This window comes from Pseudomonas sp. NPDC089734 (assembly GCF_044748865.1).
Lineage (GTDB): Bacteria > Pseudomonadota > Gammaproteobacteria > Pseudomonadales > Pseudomonadaceae > Aquipseudomonas.
Map to the genome: position 1 here is coordinate 133,405 of NZ_JBIVGV010000013.1, position 23,817 is coordinate 157,221.

The 23,817-nt window shown below is 58.6% G+C and carries 21 protein-coding genes; 15 read left to right on the top strand and 6 right to left on the bottom strand.

Translation table 11 applies throughout. From position 1 onward, the window contains the following. Positions 1 to 63: 63 nt before the first annotated feature. Complete coding sequence (locus tag ACIPY9_RS17345) at positions 64 to 1,440, bottom strand: glutamine synthetase family protein (RefSeq protein WP_400703810.1); 1,377 nt, start codon at positions 1,438 to 1,440, stop codon at positions 64 to 66. A 612-nt stretch (positions 1,441 to 2,052) separates the two neighbouring features. On the opposite strand from ACIPY9_RS17345, the gene ACIPY9_RS17350 reads away from it, so the two are divergent. The 7 genes from ACIPY9_RS17350 to ACIPY9_RS17380 all read left to right on the top strand — a co-directional run bounded on the left by ACIPY9_RS17350 (position 2,053) and on the right by ACIPY9_RS17380 (position 10,425). Next, the gene (locus ACIPY9_RS17350) at positions 2,053 to 3,411 is read left to right on the top strand and encodes a glutamine synthetase family protein (protein WP_400703813.1); all 1,359 of its coding nucleotides are present in this window, start codon (positions 2,053 to 2,055) and stop codon (positions 3,409 to 3,411) included. A gap of 72 nt (positions 3,412 to 3,483) precedes the next feature. Continuing rightward, complete coding sequence (locus ACIPY9_RS17355) at positions 3,484 to 4,842, top strand: aspartate aminotransferase family protein (protein WP_400703816.1); 1,359 nt, start codon at positions 3,484 to 3,486, stop codon at positions 4,840 to 4,842. 188 nt (positions 4,843 to 5,030) lie between these two features. Then, complete coding sequence (locus tag ACIPY9_RS17360; protein ID WP_400703819.1) at positions 5,031 to 6,128, top strand: polyamine ABC transporter substrate-binding protein; 1,098 nt, start codon at positions 5,031 to 5,033, stop codon at positions 6,126 to 6,128. Between the two features lie 252 nt (positions 6,129 to 6,380). Then, a complete protein-coding gene (locus tag ACIPY9_RS17365) occupies positions 6,381 to 7,448 on the top strand; it encodes a polyamine ABC transporter substrate-binding protein (RefSeq protein ID WP_400703876.1) in 1,068 nt (355 codons plus the stop codon). 57 nt (positions 7,449 to 7,505) lie between these two features. Next, entirely contained in the window at positions 7,506 to 8,648 is a 1,143-nt protein-coding gene (gene potA / locus ACIPY9_RS17370) for a polyamine ABC transporter ATP-binding protein (protein ID WP_400703822.1), read from the top strand. Then, complete coding sequence (locus tag ACIPY9_RS17375) at positions 8,645 to 9,565, top strand: ABC transporter permease subunit (protein WP_400703825.1); 921 nt, start codon at positions 8,645 to 8,647, stop codon at positions 9,563 to 9,565. Before potA ends, ACIPY9_RS17375 begins: the two co-directional genes overlap by 4 nt. Continuing rightward, positions 9,562 to 10,425 carry an ABC transporter permease subunit gene (locus ACIPY9_RS17380; protein WP_400703828.1) on the top strand — a complete coding sequence of 288 codons (864 nt, stop codon included), beginning with the start codon at positions 9,562 to 9,564 and terminating at the stop codon, positions 10,423 to 10,425. Before ACIPY9_RS17375 ends, ACIPY9_RS17380 begins: the two co-directional genes overlap by 4 nt. Positions 10,426 to 10,500: 75 nt before the next feature. On the opposite strand, the gene ACIPY9_RS17385 is transcribed toward ACIPY9_RS17380, so the two are convergent. Together ACIPY9_RS17385 and ACIPY9_RS17390 are read right to left on the bottom strand one after the other, a co-directional pair. Beyond that, positions 10,501 to 12,888 carry a penicillin acylase family protein gene (locus ACIPY9_RS17385; protein ID WP_400703831.1) on the bottom strand — a complete coding sequence of 796 codons (2,388 nt, stop codon included), beginning with the start codon at positions 12,886 to 12,888 and terminating at the stop codon, positions 10,501 to 10,503. A gap of 149 nt (positions 12,889 to 13,037) precedes the next feature. Continuing rightward, entirely contained in the window at positions 13,038 to 13,607 is a 570-nt protein-coding gene (locus ACIPY9_RS17390) for a DUF6436 domain-containing protein (RefSeq protein ID WP_400703834.1), read from the bottom strand. A 103-nt stretch (positions 13,608 to 13,710) separates the two neighbouring features. Here ACIPY9_RS17390 and ACIPY9_RS17395 point away from each other — a divergent pair, with 103 nt between their 5' ends. Next, complete coding sequence (locus ACIPY9_RS17395) at positions 13,711 to 14,652, top strand: alpha/beta hydrolase (RefSeq protein ID WP_400703837.1); 942 nt, start codon at positions 13,711 to 13,713, stop codon at positions 14,650 to 14,652. 20 nt (positions 14,653 to 14,672) lie between these two features. Here the strand turns inward: ACIPY9_RS17395 and ACIPY9_RS17400 are convergent, their stop codons facing one another. Then, positions 14,673 to 15,434 carry a DUF2059 domain-containing protein gene (locus ACIPY9_RS17400; RefSeq protein WP_400703840.1) on the bottom strand — a complete coding sequence of 254 codons (762 nt, stop codon included), beginning with the start codon at positions 15,432 to 15,434 and terminating at the stop codon, positions 14,673 to 14,675. 142 nt (positions 15,435 to 15,576) lie between these two features. Between ACIPY9_RS17400 and ACIPY9_RS17405 the strand changes: the two genes are divergently transcribed. Both ACIPY9_RS17405 and ACIPY9_RS17410 read left to right on the top strand, forming a co-directional pair. Continuing rightward, entirely contained in the window at positions 15,577 to 16,212 is a 636-nt protein-coding gene (locus ACIPY9_RS17405; protein ID WP_400703879.1) for a 2OG-Fe(II) oxygenase, read from the top strand. 157 nt (positions 16,213 to 16,369) lie between these two features. Next, positions 16,370 to 16,807, top strand: a complete 438-nt coding sequence (locus ACIPY9_RS17410) for a DUF4399 domain-containing protein (protein ID WP_400703843.1) — start codon at positions 16,370 to 16,372, stop codon at positions 16,805 to 16,807. A gap of 81 nt (positions 16,808 to 16,888) precedes the next feature. Here the strand turns inward: ACIPY9_RS17410 and serA are convergent, their stop codons facing one another. Continuing rightward, positions 16,889 to 18,118, bottom strand: coding sequence for a phosphoglycerate dehydrogenase (gene serA, locus ACIPY9_RS17415; protein WP_400703846.1), 1,230 nt, complete (start codon positions 18,116 to 18,118; stop codon positions 16,889 to 16,891). A gap of 161 nt (positions 18,119 to 18,279) precedes the next feature. On the opposite strand from serA, the gene ACIPY9_RS17420 reads away from it, so the two are divergent. The 4 genes from ACIPY9_RS17420 (at position 18,280) to ACIPY9_RS17435 (ending at position 22,527) form a co-directional block, all read left to right on the top strand. Further along, entirely contained in the window at positions 18,280 to 19,674 is a 1,395-nt protein-coding gene (locus ACIPY9_RS17420; protein WP_400703849.1) for an FAD-binding oxidoreductase, read from the top strand. 37 nt (positions 19,675 to 19,711) lie between these two features. Then, positions 19,712 to 20,377: a fumarylacetoacetate hydrolase family protein gene (locus ACIPY9_RS17425; protein WP_400703852.1), complete on the top strand. Its 666-nt coding sequence runs from the start codon at positions 19,712 to 19,714 to the stop codon at positions 20,375 to 20,377. 176 nt (positions 20,378 to 20,553) lie between these two features. Further along, a complete protein-coding gene (locus ACIPY9_RS17430) occupies positions 20,554 to 21,474 on the top strand; it encodes an SdiA-regulated domain-containing protein (RefSeq protein ID WP_400703855.1) in 921 nt (306 codons plus the stop codon). Between the two features lie 147 nt (positions 21,475 to 21,621). After that, positions 21,622 to 22,527, top strand: a complete 906-nt coding sequence (locus ACIPY9_RS17435; protein WP_400703858.1) for an SdiA-regulated domain-containing protein — start codon at positions 21,622 to 21,624, stop codon at positions 22,525 to 22,527. A gap of 51 nt (positions 22,528 to 22,578) precedes the next feature. Here ACIPY9_RS17435 and rpiA read toward each other — a convergent pair whose 3' ends face one another. Beyond that, positions 22,579 to 23,250 (bottom strand): ribose-5-phosphate isomerase RpiA, encoded by a 672-nt coding sequence (rpiA, locus tag ACIPY9_RS17440; protein WP_400703861.1) that lies wholly within the window; start codon positions 23,248 to 23,250, stop codon positions 22,579 to 22,581. A 145-nt stretch (positions 23,251 to 23,395) separates the two neighbouring features. Between rpiA and ACIPY9_RS17445 the strand changes: the two genes are divergently transcribed. Next, a partial coding sequence (locus ACIPY9_RS17445; RefSeq protein ID WP_400703882.1) for a pyridoxal-phosphate dependent enzyme occupies positions 23,396 to 23,817 on the top strand: 422 nt, incomplete at its 3' end.

Below are 23,817 nucleotides of genomic sequence, written 5' to 3' on the forward strand. Positions count from 1 at the left end.
GCGAAGCCATAAACAAAAACGCCGCACAACCTTGCGGCCTGCGGCGTTTTTACTGCATGCCGGTCAAACGGTGTGCAGGTACCAGTTGTACTCAAGGTCGGAGATGGAGTGCTCGAACTCCTCCAGCTCGCTTTCCTTGCAGGCCACGAAGATATCGATGTATTTCGGGTCGATGTAACGGGCCATGATTTCGCTGTCGTCCAGCTCGCGCAGTGCGTCGCGCAGGTTGTTCGGCAGGCTTTGTTCGTGCTGCTCGTAGGAGTTGCCTTCTACCGGCGCGCCCGGCTCGACCTTGTTGGTCAGACCGTGATGCACGCCTGCCAGCACCGAGGCCATCAGCAGGTACGGGTTGGCATCGGCACCGGCCACGCGGTGTTCGATGCGTACGGCATCGGCCGAGCCGGTTGGCACACGCAGCGCAACGGTACGGTTGTCCAGGCCCCAGGTCGGGGAGTTGGGGACATAGAACTGGGCGCCGAACCGGCGGTACGAGTTGACGTTCGGGCACAGGAACGCCATTTGTGCTGGCAGGGTCTCGAGCACACCGCCGATCGCATGACGCAATGCGGCGTTCTGCTCGGGATCCTCGCTGGCAAAGATATTCTTGCCGTCGCGGTCCAGAATCGAAATGTGGACATGCAGCCCGTTGCCTGCCTGACCCGGATAGGGTTTGGCCATGAAGGTGGTGTCCATTTCATGGTCGTAGGCGATGTTCTTGATCAGACGCTTGAGCAGGACAGCGTAATCGCAGGCCTTGAGCGGATCGGCCACGTGATGCAGGTTCACCTCGAACTGGGCCGGGGCGCTTTCCTTGACGATGGCGTCGGCAGGGATGCCTTGTTCTTTCGCGCCTTCCAGAATGTCCTGGAGGCAGTCGACGTACTCGTCGAGGTCGTCGATCAGGTAGACCTGTGTCGAGTGTGGACGTTTGCCGGAGATGGGCGAGCGTGGCGGTTGCGGGCGACCGTTCACGTTCTCCTGGTCGATCAGGTAGAACTCCAGCTCGAAAGCGGCGCAGATGGTCAGGCCCAGGTCATCGAACTTGGTCACTACCTGACGCAGCACTTCACGCGGGTCGGCGAAGAACGGGTCGCCTTCGAGTTCGTGCATGGTCATCAGCAGTTGGGCCGTCGGGCGCTTCTGCCATGGCTCGTTGCACAGGGTATCGGGGATGGGATAACAGATCCGGTCGGCATCGCCGATGTCCAGGCCCAGGCCGGTGCTTTCCACCGTGGAGCCATTGATATCCAGAGCAAATAAAGAGGCCGGCAGGTTGATGCCTTTCTCGTAAACCTTATGGAGGCTGGTGCGTTCGATGCGTTTGCCACGAACCACACCATTCATATCTGCAATCAGAAGGTCAACGTACAGAACCTCAGGATGTTCCTTAAGGAACGCGTTCGCTTCGTTGAGCTGAACGGCACGCGGGGGTACCGACATGATGCAACACCTTTGTTGTTAAAAATATCAATCATCGAGCCTTGCGGGTTTCAGTCAATCCGAAAGCCAGGATGAAGTCAATAGAGCCTTTGGTTGCCCTGAAACTGCGCAAAACAGCCACTTTTGCTGCCGTTTGGGGCACTCCTTTTGTATTGAAACCCTTGTTGAGTCAGGGGCTGGAAGGGTTGTGTTCTCTTTATTGCGGGAAGTTGTATAAAAAAATGAACAAGGCTAAGCTCGATTGCAACCCACAGAGCAATAAAACCGAGGGTTCAATGCCTTGCCTTCCCTTGATCGATCCTCACTTCTGCACCAGACAGAAAGGTCATGGTCACATTCATACACGTATTCTTGATGACGTGTCGCTGAATCTCACAAGACCCGATAGCACAGTGAGGAGTTCCAGCCATACTGGACATCTGTGTCGGGCTGTACGACCTTTTCATGCCGAACAGTATCACTATAGCGGCCCGCTCGGCCCTCATGCTTTCCAGACACGCAGATGCCACCATAGCGCTTATTCGTATCTGCCGAAACGAGTTGTACAACGTGACGCCGTTGCGTCGAAAAAACGCCTGATAACGATCAGGACACGCCAACCCTGAGGTATTTATGAGTACCAACCTCGACCAGCTCACCGATTGGTTGAAAGAACACAAGATCACCGAAGTCGAATGCATGATGTCCGACCTCACCGGCATTACCCGTGGCAAGATCTCTCCGACCAACAAGTTCATTGCCGAAAAGGGCATGCGTCTGCCCGAGAGCGTGCTGTTGCAGACAGTGACCGGCGATTATGTAGAAGACGACATCTACTACGAATTGCTGGACCCGGCCGATATCGACATGGTCTGCCGTCCCGACCAGAACGCGGTGTATCTGGTGCCCTGGGCCATCGAGCCGACGGCGCAGGTCATTCATGACACGTACGACAAGCAGGGCAACCCCATCGAGCTGTCGCCCCGCAATGTCCTCAAGAAAGTCCTCAAGCTCTACGCCGACCAGGGCTGGCAGCCGATCGTGGCGCCGGAGATGGAGTTCTACCTGACCAAGCGCAGCGACGACCCCGATTACCCGTTGCAGCCACCTATCGGTCGCTCTGGTCGCCCGGAAACGGGGCGTCAGTCTTTCTCCATCGAAGCCGCCAACGAATTCGACCCTCTATTCGAGGACGTCTACGACTGGTGCGAGCTTCAGAATCTGGATCTGGACACCCTGATCCACGAAGACGGCACGGCGCAGATGGAAATCAACTTCCGTCATGGTGATGCGCTGTCGCTGGCCGACCAGATCCTGGTGTTCAAGCGCACCATGCGCGAAGCCGCGCTCAAGCATGATGTGGCGGCCACCTTCATGGCCAAGCCCATGACCGGCGAGCCGGGCAGTGCGATGCACCTGCACCAGAGCATCATCGACATCAAGACAGGCAAGAACATCTTTTCCAATGATGACGGGACCATGAGCCAGTTGTTCCTGCACCATGTCGGAGGTCTGCAGAAGCTCATCCCCGAGCTGTTGCCGCTGTTCGCGCCCAACGTCAACTCGTTCCGCCGCTTCCTGCCGGACACCTCTGCGCCGGTGAACGTGGAGTGGGGGGAGGAAAACCGCACGGTCGGCCTGCGTGTGCCGGATGCCGTTCCCCAGAACCGTCGGGTGGAAAACCGCCTGCCGGGTGCCGATGCCAACCCGTATCTGGCCATTGCCGCGAGCCTGCTGTGTGGTTTCATCGGTATGGTCGAGGGGATCAATCCGAGCGCGCCGGTGGTCGGTCGCGGTTATGAGCGCCGCAATCTGCGTCTGCCGCTGACCATCGAGGATGCCCTGGAGCGTATGGAGAACAGCAAGACCATCGAAAAATACCTGGGCAAGAAGTTCATCGTCGGCTACGTGGCGGTCAAGCGTGCCGAGCACGAGAACTTCAAGCGTGTGATCAGTTCATGGGAGCGTGAATTTCTGCTCTTCGCCGTTTGATTCATGCAGGCGCCGCCGCAGACCCTGCGTGCGGCGTCTTGTTACCGTACCCCCGGACATAGGAAGCGCTGCATGAGTGCCAACAACCCTCAAACCCTCGAATGGCAAGCCTTGAGCAGCGAGCATCACCTGGCACCGTTCAGCGATTACAGGCAGTTGAAAGAAAACGGTCCGCGCATCATCACCCGTGCCGAGGGCGTGTATCTGTGGGACAGCGAAGGCAACAGGATTCTGGACGGGATGTCCGGCCTGTGGTGTGTCGCCATCGGTTACGGGCGTGAAGAACTGGTGGAAGCGGCCAGCAGACAGATGCGCGAGTTGCCTTATTACAACCTGTTCTTCCAGACCGCTCACCCGCCAGCGCTGGAGCTGGCCAAGGCCATTTCCGAGATCACGCCCGAGGGAATGAACCACGTCTTCTTTACCGGCTCGGGCTCCGAAGGCAACGACACCATGTTGCGCATGGTCCGTCATTACTGGGCGCTCAAAGGCCAGCCCGGCAAGAAGACCATCATCAGCCGGGTCAACGGCTACCACGGCTCGACCGTGGCCGGTGCCAGCCTGGGTGGCATGACCTACATGCACGAGCAGGGCGATCTGCCGATCCCCGGCGTGGTGCATATTCCCCAGCCGTACTGGTTTGGCGAGGGCGGCGACATGACGCCCGACGAATTCGGTATCTGGGCGGCCGAGCAACTGGAGAAAAAGATTCTCGAGCTGGGCGTGGAAAATGTCGGCGCCTTCATTGCCGAGCCGATTCAGGGGGCTGGTGGTGTGATCGTTGCGCCGGATACCTACTGGCCGAAGATCAAGGAAATCCTGGCCCGCTACGACATTCTGTTCGTTGCTGACGAAGTGATCTGTGGGTTCGGGCGCACCAGTGAGTGGTTCGGTAGCGATTTCTATGGTCTCAAGCCGGACATGATGACCATCGCCAAGGGCCTGACCTCGGGTTACGTACCCATGGGTGGGCTGGTCGTTCGGGATGAAATCGTTGCGGTGCTCCATGAAGGCGGCGACTTCAACCACGGGTTTACCTACTCCGGGCATCCTGTGGCGGCTGCGGTGGCGCTGGAAAACATACGTATCCTGCGCGAAGAAAACATCGTCGAAAAAGTCCGCTCGGAAACGGCACCATACTTGCAGAAACGTCTGCGTGAGCTGAGTGACCACCCACTTGTAGGTGAGGTGCGGGGTGTCGGCATGCTGGGGGCGATCGAGCTGGTCAAAGACAAGACCACTCGTGAGCGTTACACCGGCAAGGGGGCGGGCATGATCTGTAGAACCTTCTGCTTCGACAATGGCCTGATCATGCGAGCGGTGGGGGATACCATGATCATTGCGCCGCCACTGGTCATCAGCCTTGCGCAAATCGATGAGTTGGTCGAGAAGGCCCGCAAGTGCCTGGACCTGACTCTGGCAGCACTGTAGGAGCGGATTTATCCGCGAAGGGTATACCTCTTCTTCAGATGTATTGGCCTTTCGCGAATGAATTCGCTCCTACGGTCATGGTGTGTTTTGTGGTGAAACTTGGCTTGAAAGCGCGAACCGGAACTTGCCAGACTAATGGCTAGAAGCCGCTAATCTAACGGTCAGTGATAAATATTGGAGCTGTACGCATGAAAACATTTGGCAAGACCCTTCTCGCCTTGTCCCTGATGGGCGTTGTGGCCGCCACTGCGCAGGCAGATGAAAAAGTGCTGCACGTCTATAACTGGTCCGATTACATCGCACCGGACACCGTTGCCAAGTTCGAGAAAGAGTCGGGCATCAAGGTGGTCTACGACGTGTTCGACAGCAACGAAACACTGGAAGCCAAGCTGCTGGCGGGCAAGTCCGGTTATGACATCGTTGTTCCGTCCAATAATTTCCTGGCCAAGCAGATCAAGGCGGGCGTCTATCAGGAACTGGACAAGTCCAAACTGCCTAACTACGGCAACCTGAACAAGGATCTGCTCAAGGCCGTTTCGGTCAGCGACCCGGGTAACAAGCACGCCTTCCCGTACATGTGGGGTTCGATCGGTATCGGCTTCAACCCGGAGAAAGTGAAAGCCGCGCTGGGTGCTGACGCGCCGGTCAACTCCTGGGACCTGCTGTTCAAGCCTGAAAACGCTGCCAAGCTGAAATCCTGTGGCATCAGCTTCCTCGATTCGCCAACGGAAATGCTGCCGATCGCTCTGCATTACCTGGGCTACCCGACCGATTCTCAGGACAAGAAGCAGCTGGCCGAAGCTGAAGCGCTGTTCATGAAGATTCGTCCATCGATTGCCTACTTCCACTCGTCCAAGTACATCTCCGACCTGGCCAACGGCAACATCTGCGTAGCGGTCGGCTACTCGGGTGATATCTACCAGGCCAAGGCCCGTGCCGAAGAGGCGGGTGGCAAGGTCAAGGTGGGCTACAACATTCCGAAGGAAGGCGCTGGCAGCTTCTTTGACATGGTCGCCATTCCCAAGGATGCCGAGAACGTCGACGGTGCCTACAAGTTCATGACCTTCCTGATGAAACCGGAAATCATGGCCGAGATCACCAACGAGGTGCGCTTCCCGAACGGCAACGCCGCAGCGACGTCACTGGTCAACAAGGAAATCACCAGCGACCCAGGCGTGTACCCACCTGCCGATGTACAGGCCAAGCTCTATGCCATCGCTGACTTGCCTGCGGCAACCCAGCGGATCCTGACCCGCAGCTGGACCAAGATCAAATCGGGTAAATAACCCTCTCCCCCCGATACGGTAGGAGCGAATTCATTCGCGAAGCTCTCTTTCATTCAATGCAATGGCAGCGTCTGAACAAGAGCTTTCGCGGATGAATCCGCTCCTACAGGGGGAGTGTCATATAAAGTTTTTTTGCGCTTCACAGTCATCAACGGTAAGTTGCCGACCCATTTTTCAGCTCACCGAAACGGGCACCAGACCCCCATACTGAAAAGGATTGTTTACGTGTCTATTTCTTTATTGGCCAAATCGATGCTCGCTGTTGCGGCGCTGACCACTGTGGCCAGTGTTCAGGCCGAATCCACTGTGCACATTTACAACTGGTCCGATTACATCGGTGAGACCACCCTGGCGGATTTTGAAACCACCACCGGCATCAAGCCGATGTACGACGTATTCGACTCCAACGAGACCCTGGAAGCCAAGTTGCTGGCCGGGCGTACCGGTTACGACGTTGTGGTGCCGTCCAACCATTTCCTTGGCAAGCAGATCAAGGCGGGCGCTTTCCAGAAGCTCGACAAATCGCTGCTGCCCAACTACAAGAACCTCGACCCGGCACTGCTCAAGCGTCTGGAGAAGAACGATCCGGGCAACCAGTACGCCGTTCCCTACCTGTGGGGCACCAACGGCATTGGTTACAACGTCGAGAAGATCAAGGCTGTGCTGGGTGTCGATAAAATCGATTCCTGGTCCGTGCTGTTCGAGCCTGAAAACATCAAGAAGCTCTCCAGCTGTGGCGTGGCGTTTCTCGACTCGGCCGATGAAATGATTCCGGCCGTGCTCAATTACCTGGGCCTGGACCCCAACAGCACCAAGGAGGCTGACTACAAGAAGGCCGAAGCCAGGCTGCTGGCGGTTCGTCCTTATGTCACCTATTTCCACTCCTCCAAGTACATTACCGATCTGGCCAATGGCGATATCTGTGTCGCGGCCGGTTTCTCGGGGGATGTGTTTCAGGCCCGTGATCGTGCAGAAGAGGCGGGCAAGGGTGTGAAGATTGCCTATTCCATTCCCAAGGAAGGAGGCAACCTGTGGTTCGACATGCTCGCCATCCCGGCGGACTCGAAGAACGTCAAGGAAGCCAGCGCCTTCATCAACTACCTGCTCGACCCGGCGGTGATCGCCAAGGTCAGCGATGAAGTGGGTTATGCGAACCCGACGCCGGCCTCCGGCGACCTGATGGATCAGGACATTCGTACCGACGAAGCGGTTTACCCGCCTCAGGACGTGCTGGACCGGTTGTTTGTGAACAGTGAGTTGCCGCCCAAGGTGCAACGTCTGATGACCCGCAGCTGGACCAGGGTCAAGTCGGGCAAATAAAAAATCCAGCGCCCGGCCAATACTGCCGGGCTGCATATTCTGTTGGGAGTTTCACCCATGGCAGTTGCCTCTGGCGCCTACAAGAAAGCCATCGAAGGCGGTCAGCAACCCAAAGAGGTTCTGGTCAGGATCGAGCGGGTCACGAAGAAATTCGACGAGACAGTCGCTGTGGACGATGTGTCCCTGCAAATCAACAAGGGCGAGATTTTCGCCCTGCTCGGCGGTTCGGGGTCCGGCAAGTCCACCTTGCTGCGCATGCTGGCCGGTTTCGAGCGCCCCACCGAGGGCCGGATCTTTCTGGATGGCGTCGACATTACCGACATGCCGCCCTACGAACGTCCGATCAACATGATGTTCCAGTCCTATGCGCTGTTCCCGCACATGACCGTGGCGGACAACATCGCCTTCGGCCTCAAGCAGGACAAGCTGCCCAAGGACGAGATCGACGCCCGCGTGGCCGAAATGCTCAAGCTGGTGCAGATGACCCAGTACGCCAAGCGCAAGCCGCATCAGCTTTCCGGTGGTCAGCGTCAGCGCGTGGCCCTGGCCCGTTCGCTGGCGAAGAAACCCAAGTTGCTGCTGCTCGACGAACCCATGGGCGCACTGGACAAGAAACTGCGTTCGCAGATGCAACTGGAACTGGTGGAAATCATCGAGCGCGTAGGCGTGACCTGCGTGATGGTGACCCACGACCAGGAAGAGGCCATGACCATGGCCGCGCGTATCGCGATCATGCACCTGGGCTGGATTGCCCAGATCGGCAGCCCCATCGATATCTACGAAACCCCGACCAGCCGTCTGGTCTGCGAGTTCATCGGCAGCGTCAACCTCTTCGAGGGCGAGGTGATCGAGGACATGGAGGGGTATGCGCTGATCCAGAGTCCTGACCTTGAGCGCCAGATCTATGTCGGGCACGGTGTGACCACCTCGGTGGAAGACAAGCACATCACCTATGCACTGCGCCCTGAAAAGCTCCTGATCACCACTGAACAGCCGACGTTCGAGCACAACTGGTCGCGCGGCAAGGTGCATGACATCGCCTATCTGGGCGGCCATTCGGTGTTCTACGTCGAGTTGCCCGGCGGCAAGCTGGTGCAGTCCTTCGTGGCCAACGCCGAGCGTCAGGGCACCCGGCCTACCTGGGACGATGAAGTCTATGTGTGGTGGGAAGACGACAGCGGCGTGGTGCTGCGCTCATGAAAATCCGCAAGATCAAACGTGCCTTTCAGCGAATCACGCCCAATGGCCGCCAATTGGTCATCGGTGCGCCGTTTCTCTGGCTGTTCCTGTTCTTCGCCCTGCCGTTCCTGATCGTTCTCAAGATCAGCTTCGCCGAGGCGGATGTGGCGATCCCGCCTTATACCGAAATCTTCAGTTACGCCGAAGACAAGCTGCAACTGGTCCTTAACCTGGCCAACTACACGTTGCTGAGCGGTGACGACTTATACATTTCGGCTTATCTGGGCTCGCTGAAGATGGCGTTCTTCAGCACCTTGCTGTGCCTGCTGATCGGTTACCCGATGGCCTACGCCATCGCCAATGCCCGCAAGGACATGCAAACCGTGCTGTTGCTGTTGATCATGATGCCGACCTGGACGGCGATCCTGATTCGCGTCTACGCCTGGATGGGCATCCTCAGCAATAACGGGCTGCTCAATGCCTTCCTGATGTGGCTGGGGCTGATCGACGAGCCGTTGCAGATCCTCAACACCAACCTGGCGGTCTATATCGGCGTGGTCTATTCCTACCTGCCGTTCATGATCCTGCCGCTGTACGCCAACCTGGTCAAACATGACCCGAGCCTGCTGGAAGCGGCGTCCGACCTGGGTTCCAGCACCTTCAACAGCTTCTGGAAAATCACCGTGCCGCTTTCCAAGAATGGCGTGATTGCCGGCTGCATGCTGGTGTTCATCCCGGTGGTGGGCGAGTTCGTCATCCCGGAACTGCTGGGTGGCCCGGAAACCCTGATGATCGGTCGGGTGCTGTGGCAGGAGTTCTTCAACAACCGCGACTGGCCGGTGGCTTCGGCGCTGGCGGTCATCATGTTGCTGGTATTGATCGTGCCCATCATTCTGTTCAACCGCAGCCAGGCCAAGGAATTGGAGGGCAAGGTATGAACCGTTTTCGCTTCTCCAACCTGATCCTGGTGCTCGGCCTGTTGTTCATCTACGCGCCGATGGTCATTCTGGTCATCTACTCGTTCAACGATTCCAAGCTGGTCACGGTCTGGGGTGGCTGGTCGGTCAAGTGGTACGTCGGCCTGCTGGACAACACCCAATTGATGGGCTCGGTAGGGCGCTCACTGGAAATCGCCCTCTACACGGCCATTGCCGCTGTTGCACTGGGCACGATGGCGGCCTTTGTGCTGACCCGCATTTCGCGTTTCAAGGGGCGTACGTTCTTCGGCGGTCTGGTCACGGCTCCACTGGTGATGCCGGAAGTGATCACTGGTCTGTCGCTGTTGCTGCTGTTCGTGGCCATGGCGCAGTTGATCGGCTGGCCGCAGGAGCGCGGCATCGTCACCATCTGGATCGCTCACACCACGTTTTGTGCGGCTTACGTCGCGGTGGTGGTGTCGGCGCGTCTGCGTGAGCTGGACCTGTCCATCGAAGAGGCGGCCATGGACCTGGGCGCGCGGCCGTGGAAGGTGTTTTTCCTGATCACCATCCCGATGATCGCGCCATCGCTGGCAGCGGGTGGCATGATGTCCTTTGCCCTGTCGCTGGATGACCTGGTACTGGCCAGTTTCGTTTCCGGGCCGGGTTCGACGACCCTGCCGATGGAAGTGTTCTCGGCCGTGCGCCTGGGCGTGAAGCCTGAGATCAACGCGGTGGCCAGCCTGATCCTGTTGGCAGTCTCGCTGGTGACCTTCCTGGTCTGGTTCTTCACCCGCCGTGCAGAAGAGCGCCGCAAGCGCGCTATCCAGCAGGCGATCGAAGAGAGTGCTGCCGAGAGTTACAAACCCAAGTCGGTATAAATCACTTTCTTTGTGGGAGCGAATTCATTTGCGAAAGGCCTTCGCGGATAAATCCGCTCCCACACAGTTTGTGTGTTATTGAACTGGCACCAGCTTCAACAACCCTTCCGTGTGTGCTTCAACATCCTTCTCGCTGAAATGCTGCGGCATGTACTCGCCGTTGACGAACGCCTTGGTCTGATCCGAATAGTGCCTGTCGAACGGTACGCCGCTTTGTCCGACCGGGTTGATGCCCAGGCTATGGGCCGGGTCGGCAAAGTCGATCAGGCGGCGGGTCGAAGGGCCATAGTTGATGGGCCATGGCGCTGTGCGCAGGCGTGAAGAGAGGTTATTGGGCACTTCATGGCTGCCGGGCGCAGCATAAGGGCCGACATTCAGCACGCGGTCCAGTGGCTTCTGCGAACCCAACGGATGGCCTTGGGTCAGGGTGTGCACCTTGCCCCAGACCCATTCGTCCGCATTGTTGCCGTACATGGATTTCAGATGCGAAACGCTGGCACGCCAGGCGACCTTGACGGTATTGGCCCGGCTTTCGGTGTGGGGTGAGTGACGATTGTTCCACCACGGCGAGTTGGCATCGGCCGCCAGACGGGGCAGGGCCGCGTCGAGTACACGCGATGTCGTCAGGGTTTCAAAGAAACCGTCGCCCAGCTCGTCATGGAAGGTTTCTTCCGTGAGATCGAACAGGAACTGGCTGAACAGCGTCGCGCCGACCGAGTCGACCGGGTAATCGCCTTTCCACTGCGCCAGACGCTCCACCAGCGCCAGTTCTTCAGGGTCGGTGATGACGGTGCGCAGCACGGGAATCAGCGGCTTCAGGATGCTGTCGGCATACTCAGTCCGGGTGCCCAGCTGCAAGGCCTTGGTGTTGTTCAGGTCCCACTTGATCGCCGGGTCACTCAACTGCTTGTTCAGGTATTGACCACGGTCGGCCGGGTTGTAATAGCCCGGAATCTGCATGCCGGTCGGAGAGAGGGGCTGAAAGTTGGCCGAAACGATATAGCCGCGGGCCGGGTTCTCTTCCTGAGGGTTGGCGCTGAACGGGTAGAAACCGAGCTTGTCGGCCTGTGAGGTGCTGCCGTCCAGAATGTAGGCCGGGTTGACGCCTTCGGGGCGGATCGGCAATTGCGCAGCCGCCCACCAGCCGATATCGCCCTGGCTGTTGGCCCAGACGATGTTCAGGCCCGGCGATTGAATCTTCTCGGCAGCATGACGCATCTTTTCCAGGGTGTTGGCGCGGTTGGCTTCATAGAAGCCATCGAGTACCGGGTTCTCCGACACCAGGAACGACCACCACAGGGCAATCGGTGCCTTGCCGGCGTTCTTGCCCACTACATCGTTGACGATCGGACCGTGGGGTGACTGGCGCAGGGTCAGCGTGACGTCCGGCTGGCCCTTGACCTTGATCTGCTGCTCGCTGCTGGTCATGTCCACCCATTTGCCCTGATACCAGATCTGGTTCGGGTTTTCGGGGTTGACCTTCTCGGCGATCAGGTCCACGTCATCGTTCTGGAACATGGTCAGGCTCCAGCCGAAGTCCATGTTGTGGCCCAGAAAGGCAAAAGGATTGAGCGCTTGATGATGGCCGTACAACTCAAAGCCCGGTGCCGATAGCTGGGCTTCGTACCATACGGACGGCACTGAGAAGCTGATATGTGGATCGCCTGCCAGCAAGGGCTTGCCGCTTTGGGTGCGGCTGCCGGACACCGCCCAGGCGTTACTGCCTTCGAACTGTGGCAGACCGGCCGCTGCGACGGCCTCGTGGCTGAGTTGGGCCAGGGTGTTGAGGTCTTTCCAGTCGGCACTGGCCAGAGACGGCTTTTGATCGAGCATGCCTTGTGGATGCCAGTCCAGGTCGAACACCTTCAGGTATTGCGGGCCGAGTTCATCGCGGACATAGGTCAGCAGCGGCTCGGTCCGGAAGGCTGCCGCGAAGCTGTAGGCCAGATAACCGGCGATGCTGAGCGTGTCCTCGGGGGTGAACGGTCGTTTGGGGATGCCCAGTACGTCGAACTCCATGGGCCTGGCGTGGGTGTCCTGATACTGGTTGACGCCATCCAGATAGGCTTGCAGGGCTTTCCAGGACGGGGCGTCCGGATTCTGCCGGGCCGCATAGGCGTCCGCGTGTTCACGGATGCGCAGGCTGCGGAACAGTTTGTCGGTGCCGATCAGGTTGGGGCCAAGGATCTCGGCCAGTTCACCCCGCGCCAGACGGCGCAGCATTTCCATCTGGAACAAACGGTCCTGGGCATGCACGTAACCGAGGGCGCGGTACATGTCGGCTTCGTTCCCGGCGCGGATATGCGGTACGCCGCGCTCGTCGTAGCGCACGCTGACCGGCGCCTGCAGATGAGCCATGGCGATTTCGCCGTCACGCACGGGCTGCTTGCTGTGGATATACCAGCCAGCACCGGCGGCAAGCAGCGCGAGGATGATGGCGAGGATGGAAAGGATGCGTTTCATTCAACTTCCCTATGAAAGGCTCGGGCAGGGGGTATGCAGGCTACAGGAGTGGATGGTTTTCGCGAATGAATTCGCTCCTGCGGTAGGAGCCAATTCATTCGCGAGAGGCCAAAGCGGTATCTACAGGAACGGATAAGCGCTCGGGATATTTATTGCCAGGCGCAATAACAACCGACCGCCAGGGTGTGGGTGGCATTCACGCTGCGGCCTTCGATCAAGGCATTGAGGATCGGTTCGATAAAGCTGTTGCTCGCGTTGCAGGTCAGCCCTTCGCTGTAAGGCCCGAAATACGCGAGTCTGCCTTCTTTATCCCAGATGGCGACGGCAGGGCTGGCGGTGACCCTGTCGACGCCGGGAAGAGTCGCCAGCTTTTTGATCGCTGCCGGCCCTGGTGGCGAGGCGTTGGCGGTGCCGGGCTTTTGCACGACATAGAAGTCCACGCCTTTATCGCCTCCGAAACGTTCAACCAGTTCGCCCAGATGCTGCTGATTGCCGACATTGCAGGGGCAGGCCGGGTCTTGAAAATGCACCAGTCGAATGCGTCCTGGGCCTGCCAGTTCAGGCGGAAGGCTCAGCGTGTCGCCGGTGAACAGGGCGGTCTGATCGCTGAAAGCGCGCACGTAACGGCTCTGAAACCATTCATAGGTCATCCAGAGTCCAGTCGCACACACCAGGGTAAACAGGCAGACAAGCAGAGAGGTGCGCTGTGAGGCTTTCATGACAGACGTTTCTATTTAAGGTGGTGTAGCTTGCCATGCCAGGTCAGACAGATGAATATCGCTACACTGTCTTTTCAAGATCCTGCCGGAATCCGGAAGCCTTATGTCCGCAACGTTTGACCCCGATCAACTTCGCGCCACGCTGTCGCCGCTGAGCGCCATGGAACCGCTCTCTCTGGACGGGCAGGTCTATCAGCGTTTCTATGGGCTGGCCGGTCTGGGAGGCGAGCACGTCATACGCAGCTGGCTCGGGCGTCTGGATGTCGGGGGCTATGAAATCGTGGGGCAGGTCTGGCTTCCCGAGACCCCGGTGGCGACCCTGTTCCTGTTCCATGGGTTCTATGACCACATGGGGCTGTATCGCTACGTGATCGAGTGGGCGCTGGCTCAGGGGTTTGCGGTCATTTCCTGCGACTTGCCGGGGCACGGGCTGTCCAGTGGCAGCCGGGCGAGCATCAATGACTTTGCCGAGTATCAGGCGGTGTTGCAGCGTCTGTTTCTGGAAGCCGAAGCGTTGAACCTGCCTCACCCCTGGCACCTGTGCGGGCAAAGCACGGGTGGGGCCATCGTGATCGATCATTTGCTCAATCAGGGGCACGACAGCCCGGCGCAGGGCAAGGCCATTCTCCTGTCGCCTCTGGTCCGGCCGCGTGCCTGGGGCTGGTCCAGACTCAGCTACTACATGCTCAAGCCTTTTGTGGATGGCATTACCCGGCGTTTTTCCGAGAACACCAATGCCCCGGCGTTTCTGCCGTTTCTGCTGGCCGATCCGCTACAGCCTCGTCGCCTGCCGACGGTCTGGGTCGGTGCTCTGTCGCGCTGGATCGTGCAGATCGAACGTGCGCCGCGCAGCACGCGCAGTCCGTTGATCATCCAGGGGGATGCGGACATGACCGTTGACTGGGACCACAACCTGACGGTGCTCAAGAGCAAGTTCAACGAACCGCAGATCCTCATGCTCGGCAAGGCACGCCATCATCTGGCCAATGAGGTGCCCGAGTTCCGGGCGCGGTATTTCGAGTTTCTGAAGGGGCGAATGGAGTAGTCCAGCCGCCTGGGTCGGCGTCAGATACCGCCGGAAGACAGGCTGGATGTGCTTTGACCGACTGCCAGACCTGCACGGATCGCGGCGAGCGCGGCCTGATAGTAGGCCTTGCCTTCCGGTGATTCGGCGAAGGTCGAGAACTCTTCCAGCTCGGGATCGGACAGGTCGCGGTAGACATACAGCAGCGTATTGTTCAGATCCTCGCTGATCTGCGCCATCAGGCGTTCGCGCTGGCCTTCAAGCATCCCTTGTGCCTGACCGCCTCCCAGAAGCCCCGGAATCATCTGGCTCAGGCTGTCGGCAGCCACACCGGCAATGGCGAGGCTGACTTCGGCACCGGCCTGTTTGGCGGGCAGCGCCTGGGCCAGATGACCGATCAGCAACTGACGGGTGGCATCGGCTTCGATATGGGGCAGCCCCTGGGCGTGCTTGGCCAACTGGTCGGCACGGGTGGCGGTCAGTTCGGCCTTGACGATCTTGCGCCCCAGCGGAGACTGGAAGAACCGCAGGGCCGGCGCCGGGTCCTTCAGGCTTTCACGCAGACGCTTTTCGGCGCGCTGGTCCATGGCCTGCGGTGCAAAACGCTGGTTGCTGTTGGTGACCAGGGCCTGATAGACCGCGGCGGGCAGGTTGTCGCGATAGCGTTGCTGGGCCGCCTTGATCGCATCGTTGAAATGCGCGCGCTGTTCCGGCCAGCCTGCGGTCTTGTACAACTGATCGTAGCTGTCTGCCCAGGCAGGCAAAGTGCAGAACAACAACAGCAAAACAAACAAACGACGCATTCGGGACTCCTGTCGACAGGTCGCTATTCTCGGGGTGTTAGCGGGGATTTGTCGAGTTATGACTGCCCTTGCAAGATGAAAACACCCTGACATGACTGTGCGGCATACACACCTCTGTCGGATTCAGAGGCTTATGGATACTATGCACGCCATGCGCATATCTCCTGAACATCCTCTCCTGCTGCGAATCGTCGACGACCTGGCCGCCAATGGCTGGTCGCAGCAGAATATTTTCCTGCCCGAAGGTCTGACCCGTGAACTGGCACAAGAGTGCCATCGCCGGGCCGAAGAAGGCGAGCTTGAACCGGCCGCGGTGGGACGAGGGCTTGCACAGGAAGTGCGCGAAGGCATCCGTGGCGATCATATCCAGTGGATCGAGCCCGGCCAGGCCGAGTGCAGCGACCGTTACCTTGAACTGATGGACAGCTTGCGTGTTGCGCTCAACCGCGGCCTGTTCCTGGGGCTTGAGGATTATGAGAGCCATTTCGCGATGTACCCGCCGGGCGCTTTCTACCTCAGGCATCTGGACCGTTTTCGCGACGATGACAAGCGCATGGTCACGGCGGTGCTCTATCTGAACCAGGCCTGGCTGCCGGAGCATGGCGGCCAGTTGCGCATGTACCTCAAGAATGACGTGACCTACGACGTCCAGCCCACCGGCGGTTGTCTGGTGGTGTTCATGTCCGGCGATGTGCCTCATGAGGTATTGCCGGCGACACGTGACCGGCTCTCGGTGACCGGCTGGTTCCGGCGTCGCGGTGCCGAGCCGTTTCTGTGATGGCCTGAGCCGGTTTCATGAAATCGGCGTCATGAAGCACATTCTCCAGTCATGAGCGTCGAGAGCGAACTATCGTAAAGGGCGCTCTTGAGAGGTTCTGAACCGAAAGCCCGGGTTCAGGGTCCGATACCTAGCCTCATAAAAGTCTGGAGAGACCATGACATCCCTATTTTCTAGAACTGCCCTCGTCAGCCTGCTACTGGGAGCCTCTGCTCTGGTTCAGGCGGCCGATATTCCACGTACGCCTTCGCCTGCGGGCGCAGAGGTCTACATCATTTCACCCAAGGATGGTGAAATCGTGACGTCGCCGTTCAAGGTCCAGTTTGGTCTGAAGGGGATGGGCGTGGCACCGGCGGGTGTCGATATTCCCGAAACGGGCCATCATCATTTGCTGATCGATGTGAAGGATGAGCCAGCGGCGAATGTTCCATTGCCGACCACCGACAATATCCGCCATTTCGGCAAGGGCCAGACCGAAACCGAGCTGAGCCTGCCACCGGGCAGTCACACCTTGCAATTGATTGTGGGCGACAAGGCGCATATCCCGCTGAACCCGACAGTCGAGTCGAAGAAGATCACCGTCAACGTCAAGTAGGAGCGAATTTATTCGCGAAGGACAGCAGGAGGGAGTAGGAGCGAATTCATTCGCGAATGAATTCGCTCCTACAGGAAGCTATCAGAACAGAACGCGGCTACGGATGGTGCCTTTGATCTGTTGCAGCTTCTCTTGCGCGAGGTCCGAGTACTCGGCATCGACGTCGATGACCACGTAGCCGACGGTCTCGTTGGTCTGCAGGAACTGGCCGGAGATGTTGATGCCGTTTTCCGCGAAGACCTTGTTGATTTCGCTCAGCACGCCCGGAATGTTCTCGTGGATGTGCAGCAGGCGGTGCTTGCCAGGGTGGGCAGGCAGGGCCACTTCCGGGAAGTTGACCGAGGACACCGACGTACCGTTGTCGCTGTACTTGACCAGCTTCTCTGCCACTTCCAGACCGATGTTGGCCTGAGCTTCGGCAGTGGAACCGCCGATGTGCGGGGTCAGGATCACGTTGTCCAGGCCACGCAGCGGGCTCTCGAAGATGTCGTCGTTGGAGCGTGGCTCCACCGGGAATACATCGATGGCCGCGCCGATCAGGTGCTTGTCTTTGATGGCCGAAGCCAGTGCTTCCAGCTCGACCACGGTGCCACGTGCAGCGTTGATCAGAATGGCGCCTTTCTTCATGGCACGGATTTCTTTCTCACCGATCATCCACTGGGTGGATGGCAGTTCAGGCACGTGCAGCGAGACGATGTCGGCCAGGCCCAGCAGTTCGGTCAGGCTGGTGACCTGGGTGGCGTTACCCAGTGGCAGCTTGGTCAGTGGATCGAAGAAGAACACCTGCATGCCCAGGCTTTCAGCCAGAACCGACAACTGAGTACCGATCGAGCCGTAACCGATGATGCCCAGCTTCTTGCCGCGAATCTCGAAGGAGTTGGCCGCGCTCTTGATCCAGCCGCCACGGTGGCAGGAAGCGTTCTTCTCGGGGATGCCGCGCAACAGCAGGATGGCTTCGGCCAGAACCAGTTCGGCCACGGAGCGGGTGTTGGAGTACGGGGCGTTGAACACCGCGATACCACGCTCACGTGCAGCGTTGAGGTCGACCTGGTTGGTGCCGATGCAGAAGCAGCCGACGGCGACCAGCTTCTTGGCGCTGTCGAACAGCTCTTCGGTCAGTTGCGTGCGGGAGCGGATGCCGATGAAGTGAGCGTCGGCGATCTTTTCCTTCAGCTCGGCTTCCGGCAGAGACTTGGTGTGGTACTCGATGCTGGTGTAGCCGGCGGCCTTGAGGACGTCGACGGCGGATTGGTGGACGCCTTCGAGAAGAAGGAACTTGATCTTGCTCTTGTCGAGGGAAGTCTTGCTCATCTGCGTAAACCTGTGTCCCGGAGAAAAATGGCAGGAGGGGGCCGGATCGGCTGTGGGCACGATTCGCGGGGGGCGTATGCTAGCATATGCACCCCGCGAAACCCCATTCCTGAACGTGAACCGTTCTCAGGATGCCCATGAAATCTTCGAGAGTTGCGTCGATGACACATCCCGCTTTGATTGATGAGCTCAAGACCCTGGTAGAGCCAGGCAAGGTGTTGACCGATTCCGGCTCCCTTGAAGCCTACGGAAAGGATTGGACCAAGCAGTTCGCGCCTGCCCCTCTGGCTATCGTATTCCCCAAGACCATCGAGCAGGTTCAGGCCATCGTGCGCTGGGCCAATGAGCGTCTTGTGGCGCTGGTGCCTTCGGGTGGCCGGACGGGGCTTTCCGCCGCCGCAGTCGCGGCCCATGGAGAAGTGGTGGTTTCGTTCGACTACATGAACCAGGTGCTGGAGCTCAACTTCACGGACCGCACGGCCGTTTGTCAGCCCGGTGTGATCACCCGGCAGTTGCAGACGCTGGCCCAGGAAAACGGCCTGTATTACCCGGTGGATTTTGCGTCGTCGGGTTCCAGTCAGATTGGCGGCAATATCGGCACCAATGCTGGCGGGATCAAGGTCATTCGCTACGGCATGACCCGCAACTGGGTTGCGGGCCTCAAGGTCGTCACCGGCAAGGGCGACCTGCTGGAGTTGAACAAGGACCTGATCAAGAACGCTACCGGCTATGACATGCGCCAGTTGTTCATCGGTGCCGAAGGCACGCTGGGCTTTGTGGTCGAGGCCACCATGCGTCTGGACCGTGCGCCCCGCAACCTGACGGCGATGGTACTGGGCACTACCGACTTCAATTCGATCATGCCGGTGCTGCATGCCTTCCATGGCAAGCTGGACCTGACCGCGTTCGAGTTCTTTTCCGACAAGTCGTTTGCCCGGGTCATGGCCCGTGGCGACGTTCCTTCGCCATTCGACACCCCGTGTCCGTTCTATGTGCTGCTGGAGTTCGAGGCCACCACCGAAGACGTGGCCAACGATGCCCTGGCGACCTTCGAGCACTGTGTCGAGCAGGGTTGGGTGCTCGATGGCGTCATGAGCCAGAGCGAGCAGCAGTTGCAGAACCTCTGGAAGCTGCGTGAGTACATTTCCGAGACCATCTCCCACTTCACGCCCTACAAGAACGACATTTCGGTCACGGTTTCAAAGGTGCCGGCCTTTCTGAGCGAGATCGATGCCATCGTGGCCGAGCATTACCCCGATTTCGAGGTGCTCTGGTACGGTCATATCGGTGATGGCAACCTGCACTTGAACATCCTCAAGCCCGAGAACCTCGACAAGAGTGAGTTCTTTGAGACCTGTGCAAAGGTCAACAAATGGGTGTTCGAGACGGTCGAGAAATACAACGGGTCGATTTCTGCCGAGCACGGTGTGGGGATGACCAAGCGTGACTATCTGACGTACAGTCGCTCTCCCGCTGAAATCGAGTACATGAAAGCTCTGAAAGCGGTCTTCGACCCTAACGGCATCATGAACCCGGGCAAGATATTCCCAGTGTGAAATCAACCAAGCCAGCCTTACAGACCCAGGAGACGCCATGAGCTACCAGCATAAATATGTCGATGGAACGAGCATCCACTTCCCGCTGGGCAAAGTGGTCTGCATCGGTCGTAACTATGCCGAGCACGCCAAGGAACTGGGCAACCCTGTACCGACCGAGCCTTTGCTGTTCATGAAGCCCGGCAGTGCGGTGGTGGCCCTGGAAGGCGGGTTCAGCATCCCGGCAGACCGTGGCTCCGTGCATTACGAGGCCGAGATTGTTGTCTTGATCGGCAAACCGTTGAGCAAGAACCCTTCCCGTGAAGAAGTGCTCGACGCCATCAGTGGTTTTGCGCCAGGTCTGGACCTGACCCTGCGTGACGTGCAATCGCGTCTGCGTGAGAAAGGCCTGCCATGGGAACTGGCCAAGTGTTTCGACGGTGCAGCGGTCGTGGCGCCTTTCGTACCGGCTGAAACCTACCCGGACCTGACCGATATCGGCATTCGCCTGAGCATCAACGGCAAGGTCGTGCAGGATGGCAACAGCAGCCTGATGCTCAACCCGATCGTGCCGATGATCCAGCACATGGCCGCCAACTTCTCGTTGCAGGCGGGCGACATCATCATGACCGGCACCCCGGCCGGTGTCGGGCCGTTCGAGGCCGGTGACGAAATCGTGCTGGAGCTGACCGGCCAGACCCGCTTTGAAAGCAGCGTTCGTTAAGCGTTAATTCGCCGCAGAAAAACCGCCGGGGAGCCCGTCTCCGGCGGTTTTTTGTTTATGGGCGGTAATTTGCGGCTAAATTGGCGATTTTTTCACACTTGATCTGGATAATCCGGCTGCCTCTCCTGTGAGAGCATCACGCCATGATTGCGTGATATCAGCTTGTGAACTCTGGAATGGCTATGCTACCCACGACTCAAAATCGACGTTTTCGCATGCCGCGCATGCGTTGGTATGCATGGATGCTGCTTATTCTGGCCTTGGGCTACGGCCTGGCGTTTGTCATGCATTGGGACGATCGGGCACGGCTCTGGTTGCAGGAAGGTTTCGAGAGCAAGGCCTCCCGCAGCGCCAGTATCTGGTTGCCGGACTACAAGGTCGATATCGATGCCAAGGTCTTGCCGGGAATGGAGAAGCACGAAGCTTCCGACCTTTCCTATAACCCTGTCACCAGGACGCTGTTTTCGGTCATGGGCAAGCACCCGTTCCTGGTAGAGCTGACGCTCAAGGGCGATGTGTTGCGCAAGATCCCCCTGGTCGGCTGGAGCAATCCCGAAGGCGTTGCCGTCATGAAAGATGGCCTGCTCGCCATTACCGACGAGCGCCAGCATATGCTGACCATCGTCAAGGTAACCGCTGACACCACGACGCTGAATATCGCTGATTTCCCGAAATACGATCTGGGACCGTCCGAAAACCAGAACAAGGGGTTCGAGGGGGTTGCCTGGGACCCGGCTCGTCAGCAATTGCTGCTGGGGGAAGAACGTCCACCGACGCTTTACACCTGGAAAAGCGATGGCGGTGATGTATTGAAAGGCGAGAAACAGAAAGTCCGCAATGACTCTCTGGATCTGCGTAATCTATCGTCCTTGAGTGTCGATCCTCGTACGGGGCACGTACTTGCCCTGTCTGCTGATTCACATCTGCTGCTGGAGCTGGATGAGCATGGCGAACAGGTGAGTTTCATGACCTTGCTGGGTGGCATGAACGGTCTGAAGGACACCATCCCGAGAGCGGAAGGTGTAGCGCTGGATGATGACGGCACTCTTTATATCGTCAGCGAGCCGAACCTCTTCTATTCATTCCGCAAGCACTGAGCCCCCCCGTAGGAGCGAATTCATTCGCGAAAAAAGTTGGTTCGCGAATGAATTCGCTCCTACAGCAACAATGGCATTGAGCTATTAAGCATGAATTCATATTCCCGTGATATTCATGCTGCCCCGTTTGATTTTTGAGTCATTTTGATGCGTCGCTCTATCCGGTCTTCTTTCCTGTTCGTGTTGTTGATTGCCCTGGCTGCACTGTTGTTCTTTGCCGATCGGGAGTTTCGTTTCGTGAAACGTGCCTCGTTTGCCTGGCAGACGTTCTGGCAACCTGAATCGATCAAATCGGTCGGTCTTGATCGCTATCGCGTCGTGATTGAAGGGCAGGTCATTGAAGGGTTGGAGGATGATGTCTCGGCCCTGAGCTACGATCCAGACCGCAAAAGCCTGTTCACGGTGACCAATCAGAAGAATGAACTGGTCGAGCTGAGCCTGGAGGGTCGTATCCTGCGAAGGATTCCGTTGACCGGTTTCGGGGATTCGGAAGCGGTCGAGTACATCAGTCCCGGTGTTTACGTCATCAGCGATGAACGCCAGCAACGGCTGCTCAAGGTTAATGTCGACGACACGACCCGTTCGCTCGATGCTGCCGATGCCGAGCTACTGACCCTGAGCCTCGATACGGGGCGCAACAAGGGCTTTGAAGGTCTGGCCTATGACGCGAAAGGGCAGCGGTTGTTTATTGCCAAGGAAAGCGAACCGGTGCAGATCATTGAAGTGCGCGGGTTCCCGCAGCCCGATACCGGGGACGCCAATAGCCTGAATGTCATTTTTGATGGCAAGCGTGATGCCGGCCTGTTTGTACGCGACCTGTCCAGCCTGTATTTCGATGCGCCCACAGGGCATTTGATGGCCATGTCCGATGAGTCGAAACAGATTCTGGAACTCAATGAGCTGGGGCGACCCATTGCCAGTGCTTCGTTGAAAAAGGGCCAGATGGGCTTGAGCAAGAGCGTGCCACAGGCCGAGGGCTTCACCATGGATGACGAGGGGACTCTTTACGTGGTGAGCGAGCCGAACCTGTTCTATTCGTTTCGCAAGCCGTAAGCATCAGGACCTCCACGATGTGTGGAGGTCCTGTACAGGCTTGCCTGCAGCTTAGCGCGTCAGGGTTTTCACGCCTTCGGCAGTACCCAGCAACAGCAGGTCGGCCGGACGGTCTGCGAACAGGCCGTTGGTGACCACGCCCACGATGGCGTTGATCTGGGTTTCCAGCTCCACCGGGTTGGTGATGCTCATGTTGTGGACGTCGAGAATGATGTTGCCGTTATCGGTCAGTACACCTTCACGATAGACCGGGTCGCCGCCCAGTTTGACCAGCTGGCGTGCAACGTGGCTGCGAGCCATCGGGATGACTTCGACCGGCAGCGGGAAGGCGCCCAGCACGGGCACCAGTTTGCTGCCATCGGCGATGCAGATGAACGTCTTGGCTACGGCGGCCACGATCTTTTCGCGTGTCAGCGCCGCGCCGCCGCCCTTGATCAGGTTCAGGTGCTCGTCGCTTTCGTCGGCGCCGTCGATGTAGAACTCCAGATCGCTGACCGTGTTGAGTTCATAGACCGGAATCCCGTGGCTCTTGAGGCGTGCTGCCGTGGCTTCGGAGCTGGCGACCGCGCCGTCGAAGGCGGCCTTGTGCTTGGCCAGTGCATCGATAAAGCAGTTGGCTGTGGAGCCGGTGCCGACACCGATGATGCTCTTGTCGTCGATCTTGGGAAGAATGAAATCGACAGCGGCTTGGGCCACGGCCTGTTTGAGTTGATCCTGGGTCATGCTGGCTCCACGGGTGCCAAAGATGCAAAAAGGGGCCGCATTATAGCGGCGACTGCGCCGCAAAGCCTTTTCATTCGTATGGTCGTTCATCGGAGTGCGGGGTAGACTTCCCGACCTTGCCCCCAACGCCAGTGATATCGCCCCGATGCTTGAACAGTACGTCAAGAAAATCCTCACCTCCCGCGTCTATGACGTCGCCGTCGAAACCCCGCTCCAGGGCGCTCGTCAGCTGTCCGAACGGCTGTCCAACCAGGTGCTGCTCAAGCGCGAAGACCTGCAACCGGTGTTCTCGTTCAAGATCCGGGGTGCCTACAACAAGCTGGCGCAACTGACCCCGGAAGAGCTGGCACGCGGCGTGGTCACCGCCTCGGCGGGCAACCATGCCCAGGGGCTGGCGCTGGCGGCACGGGAACTGGGGATCAAGGCCACCATCGTCATGCCCAAGACCACTCCCGAGATCAAGGTCGAAGGTGTGCGCTCACGCGGCGGTCTGGTGGTGCTGCACGGCGATTCCTTCCCGGAGGCGCTGGCGTATTCACTCAAGCTGGTGGAAGAAAAAGGCTTCGT

What these genes read in the sequence shown, in the direction of transcription:
- ACIPY9_RS17345 (WP_400703810.1), bottom strand. Translation starts at nt 1,440, where the DNA reads ATGTCGGTACCCCCGCGTGCCGTTCAGCTCAACGAAGCGAACGCGTTC.
- ACIPY9_RS17350 (WP_400703813.1), top strand. Translation starts at nt 2,053, where the DNA reads ATGAGTACCAACCTCGACCAGCTCACCGATTGGTTGAAAGAACACAAG.
- ACIPY9_RS17355 (WP_400703816.1), top strand. Translation starts at nt 3,484, where the DNA reads ATGAGTGCCAACAACCCTCAAACCCTCGAATGGCAAGCCTTGAGCAGC.
- ACIPY9_RS17360 (WP_400703819.1), top strand. Translation starts at nt 5,031, where the DNA reads ATGAAAACATTTGGCAAGACCCTTCTCGCCTTGTCCCTGATGGGCGTT.
- ACIPY9_RS17365 (WP_400703876.1), top strand. Translation starts at nt 6,381, where the DNA reads ATGCTCGCTGTTGCGGCGCTGACCACTGTGGCCAGTGTTCAGGCCGAA.
- potA (WP_400703822.1), top strand. Translation starts at nt 7,506, where the DNA reads ATGGCAGTTGCCTCTGGCGCCTACAAGAAAGCCATCGAAGGCGGTCAG.
- ACIPY9_RS17375 (WP_400703825.1), top strand. Translation starts at nt 8,645, where the DNA reads ATGAAAATCCGCAAGATCAAACGTGCCTTTCAGCGAATCACGCCCAAT.
- ACIPY9_RS17380 (WP_400703828.1), top strand. Translation starts at nt 9,562, where the DNA reads ATGAACCGTTTTCGCTTCTCCAACCTGATCCTGGTGCTCGGCCTGTTG.
- ACIPY9_RS17385 (WP_400703831.1), bottom strand. Translation starts at nt 12,888, where the DNA reads ATGAAACGCATCCTTTCCATCCTCGCCATCATCCTCGCGCTGCTTGCC.
- ACIPY9_RS17390 (WP_400703834.1), bottom strand. Translation starts at nt 13,607, where the DNA reads ATGAAAGCCTCACAGCGCACCTCTCTGCTTGTCTGCCTGTTTACCCTG.
- ACIPY9_RS17395 (WP_400703837.1), top strand. Translation starts at nt 13,711, where the DNA reads ATGTCCGCAACGTTTGACCCCGATCAACTTCGCGCCACGCTGTCGCCG.
- ACIPY9_RS17400 (WP_400703840.1), bottom strand. Translation starts at nt 15,434, where the DNA reads ATGCGTCGTTTGTTTGTTTTGCTGTTGTTGTTCTGCACTTTGCCTGCC.
- ACIPY9_RS17405 (WP_400703879.1), top strand. Translation starts at nt 15,577, where the DNA reads ATGCACGCCATGCGCATATCTCCTGAACATCCTCTCCTGCTGCGAATC.
- ACIPY9_RS17410 (WP_400703843.1), top strand. Translation starts at nt 16,370, where the DNA reads ATGACATCCCTATTTTCTAGAACTGCCCTCGTCAGCCTGCTACTGGGA.
- serA (WP_400703846.1), bottom strand. Translation starts at nt 18,118, where the DNA reads ATGAGCAAGACTTCCCTCGACAAGAGCAAGATCAAGTTCCTTCTTCTC.
- ACIPY9_RS17420 (WP_400703849.1), top strand. Translation starts at nt 18,280, where the DNA reads ATGACACATCCCGCTTTGATTGATGAGCTCAAGACCCTGGTAGAGCCA.
- ACIPY9_RS17425 (WP_400703852.1), top strand. Translation starts at nt 19,712, where the DNA reads ATGAGCTACCAGCATAAATATGTCGATGGAACGAGCATCCACTTCCCG.
- ACIPY9_RS17430 (WP_400703855.1), top strand. Translation starts at nt 20,554, where the DNA reads ATGGCTATGCTACCCACGACTCAAAATCGACGTTTTCGCATGCCGCGC.
- ACIPY9_RS17435 (WP_400703858.1), top strand. Translation starts at nt 21,622, where the DNA reads ATGCGTCGCTCTATCCGGTCTTCTTTCCTGTTCGTGTTGTTGATTGCC.
- rpiA (WP_400703861.1), bottom strand. Translation starts at nt 23,250, where the DNA reads ATGACCCAGGATCAACTCAAACAGGCCGTGGCCCAAGCCGCTGTCGAT.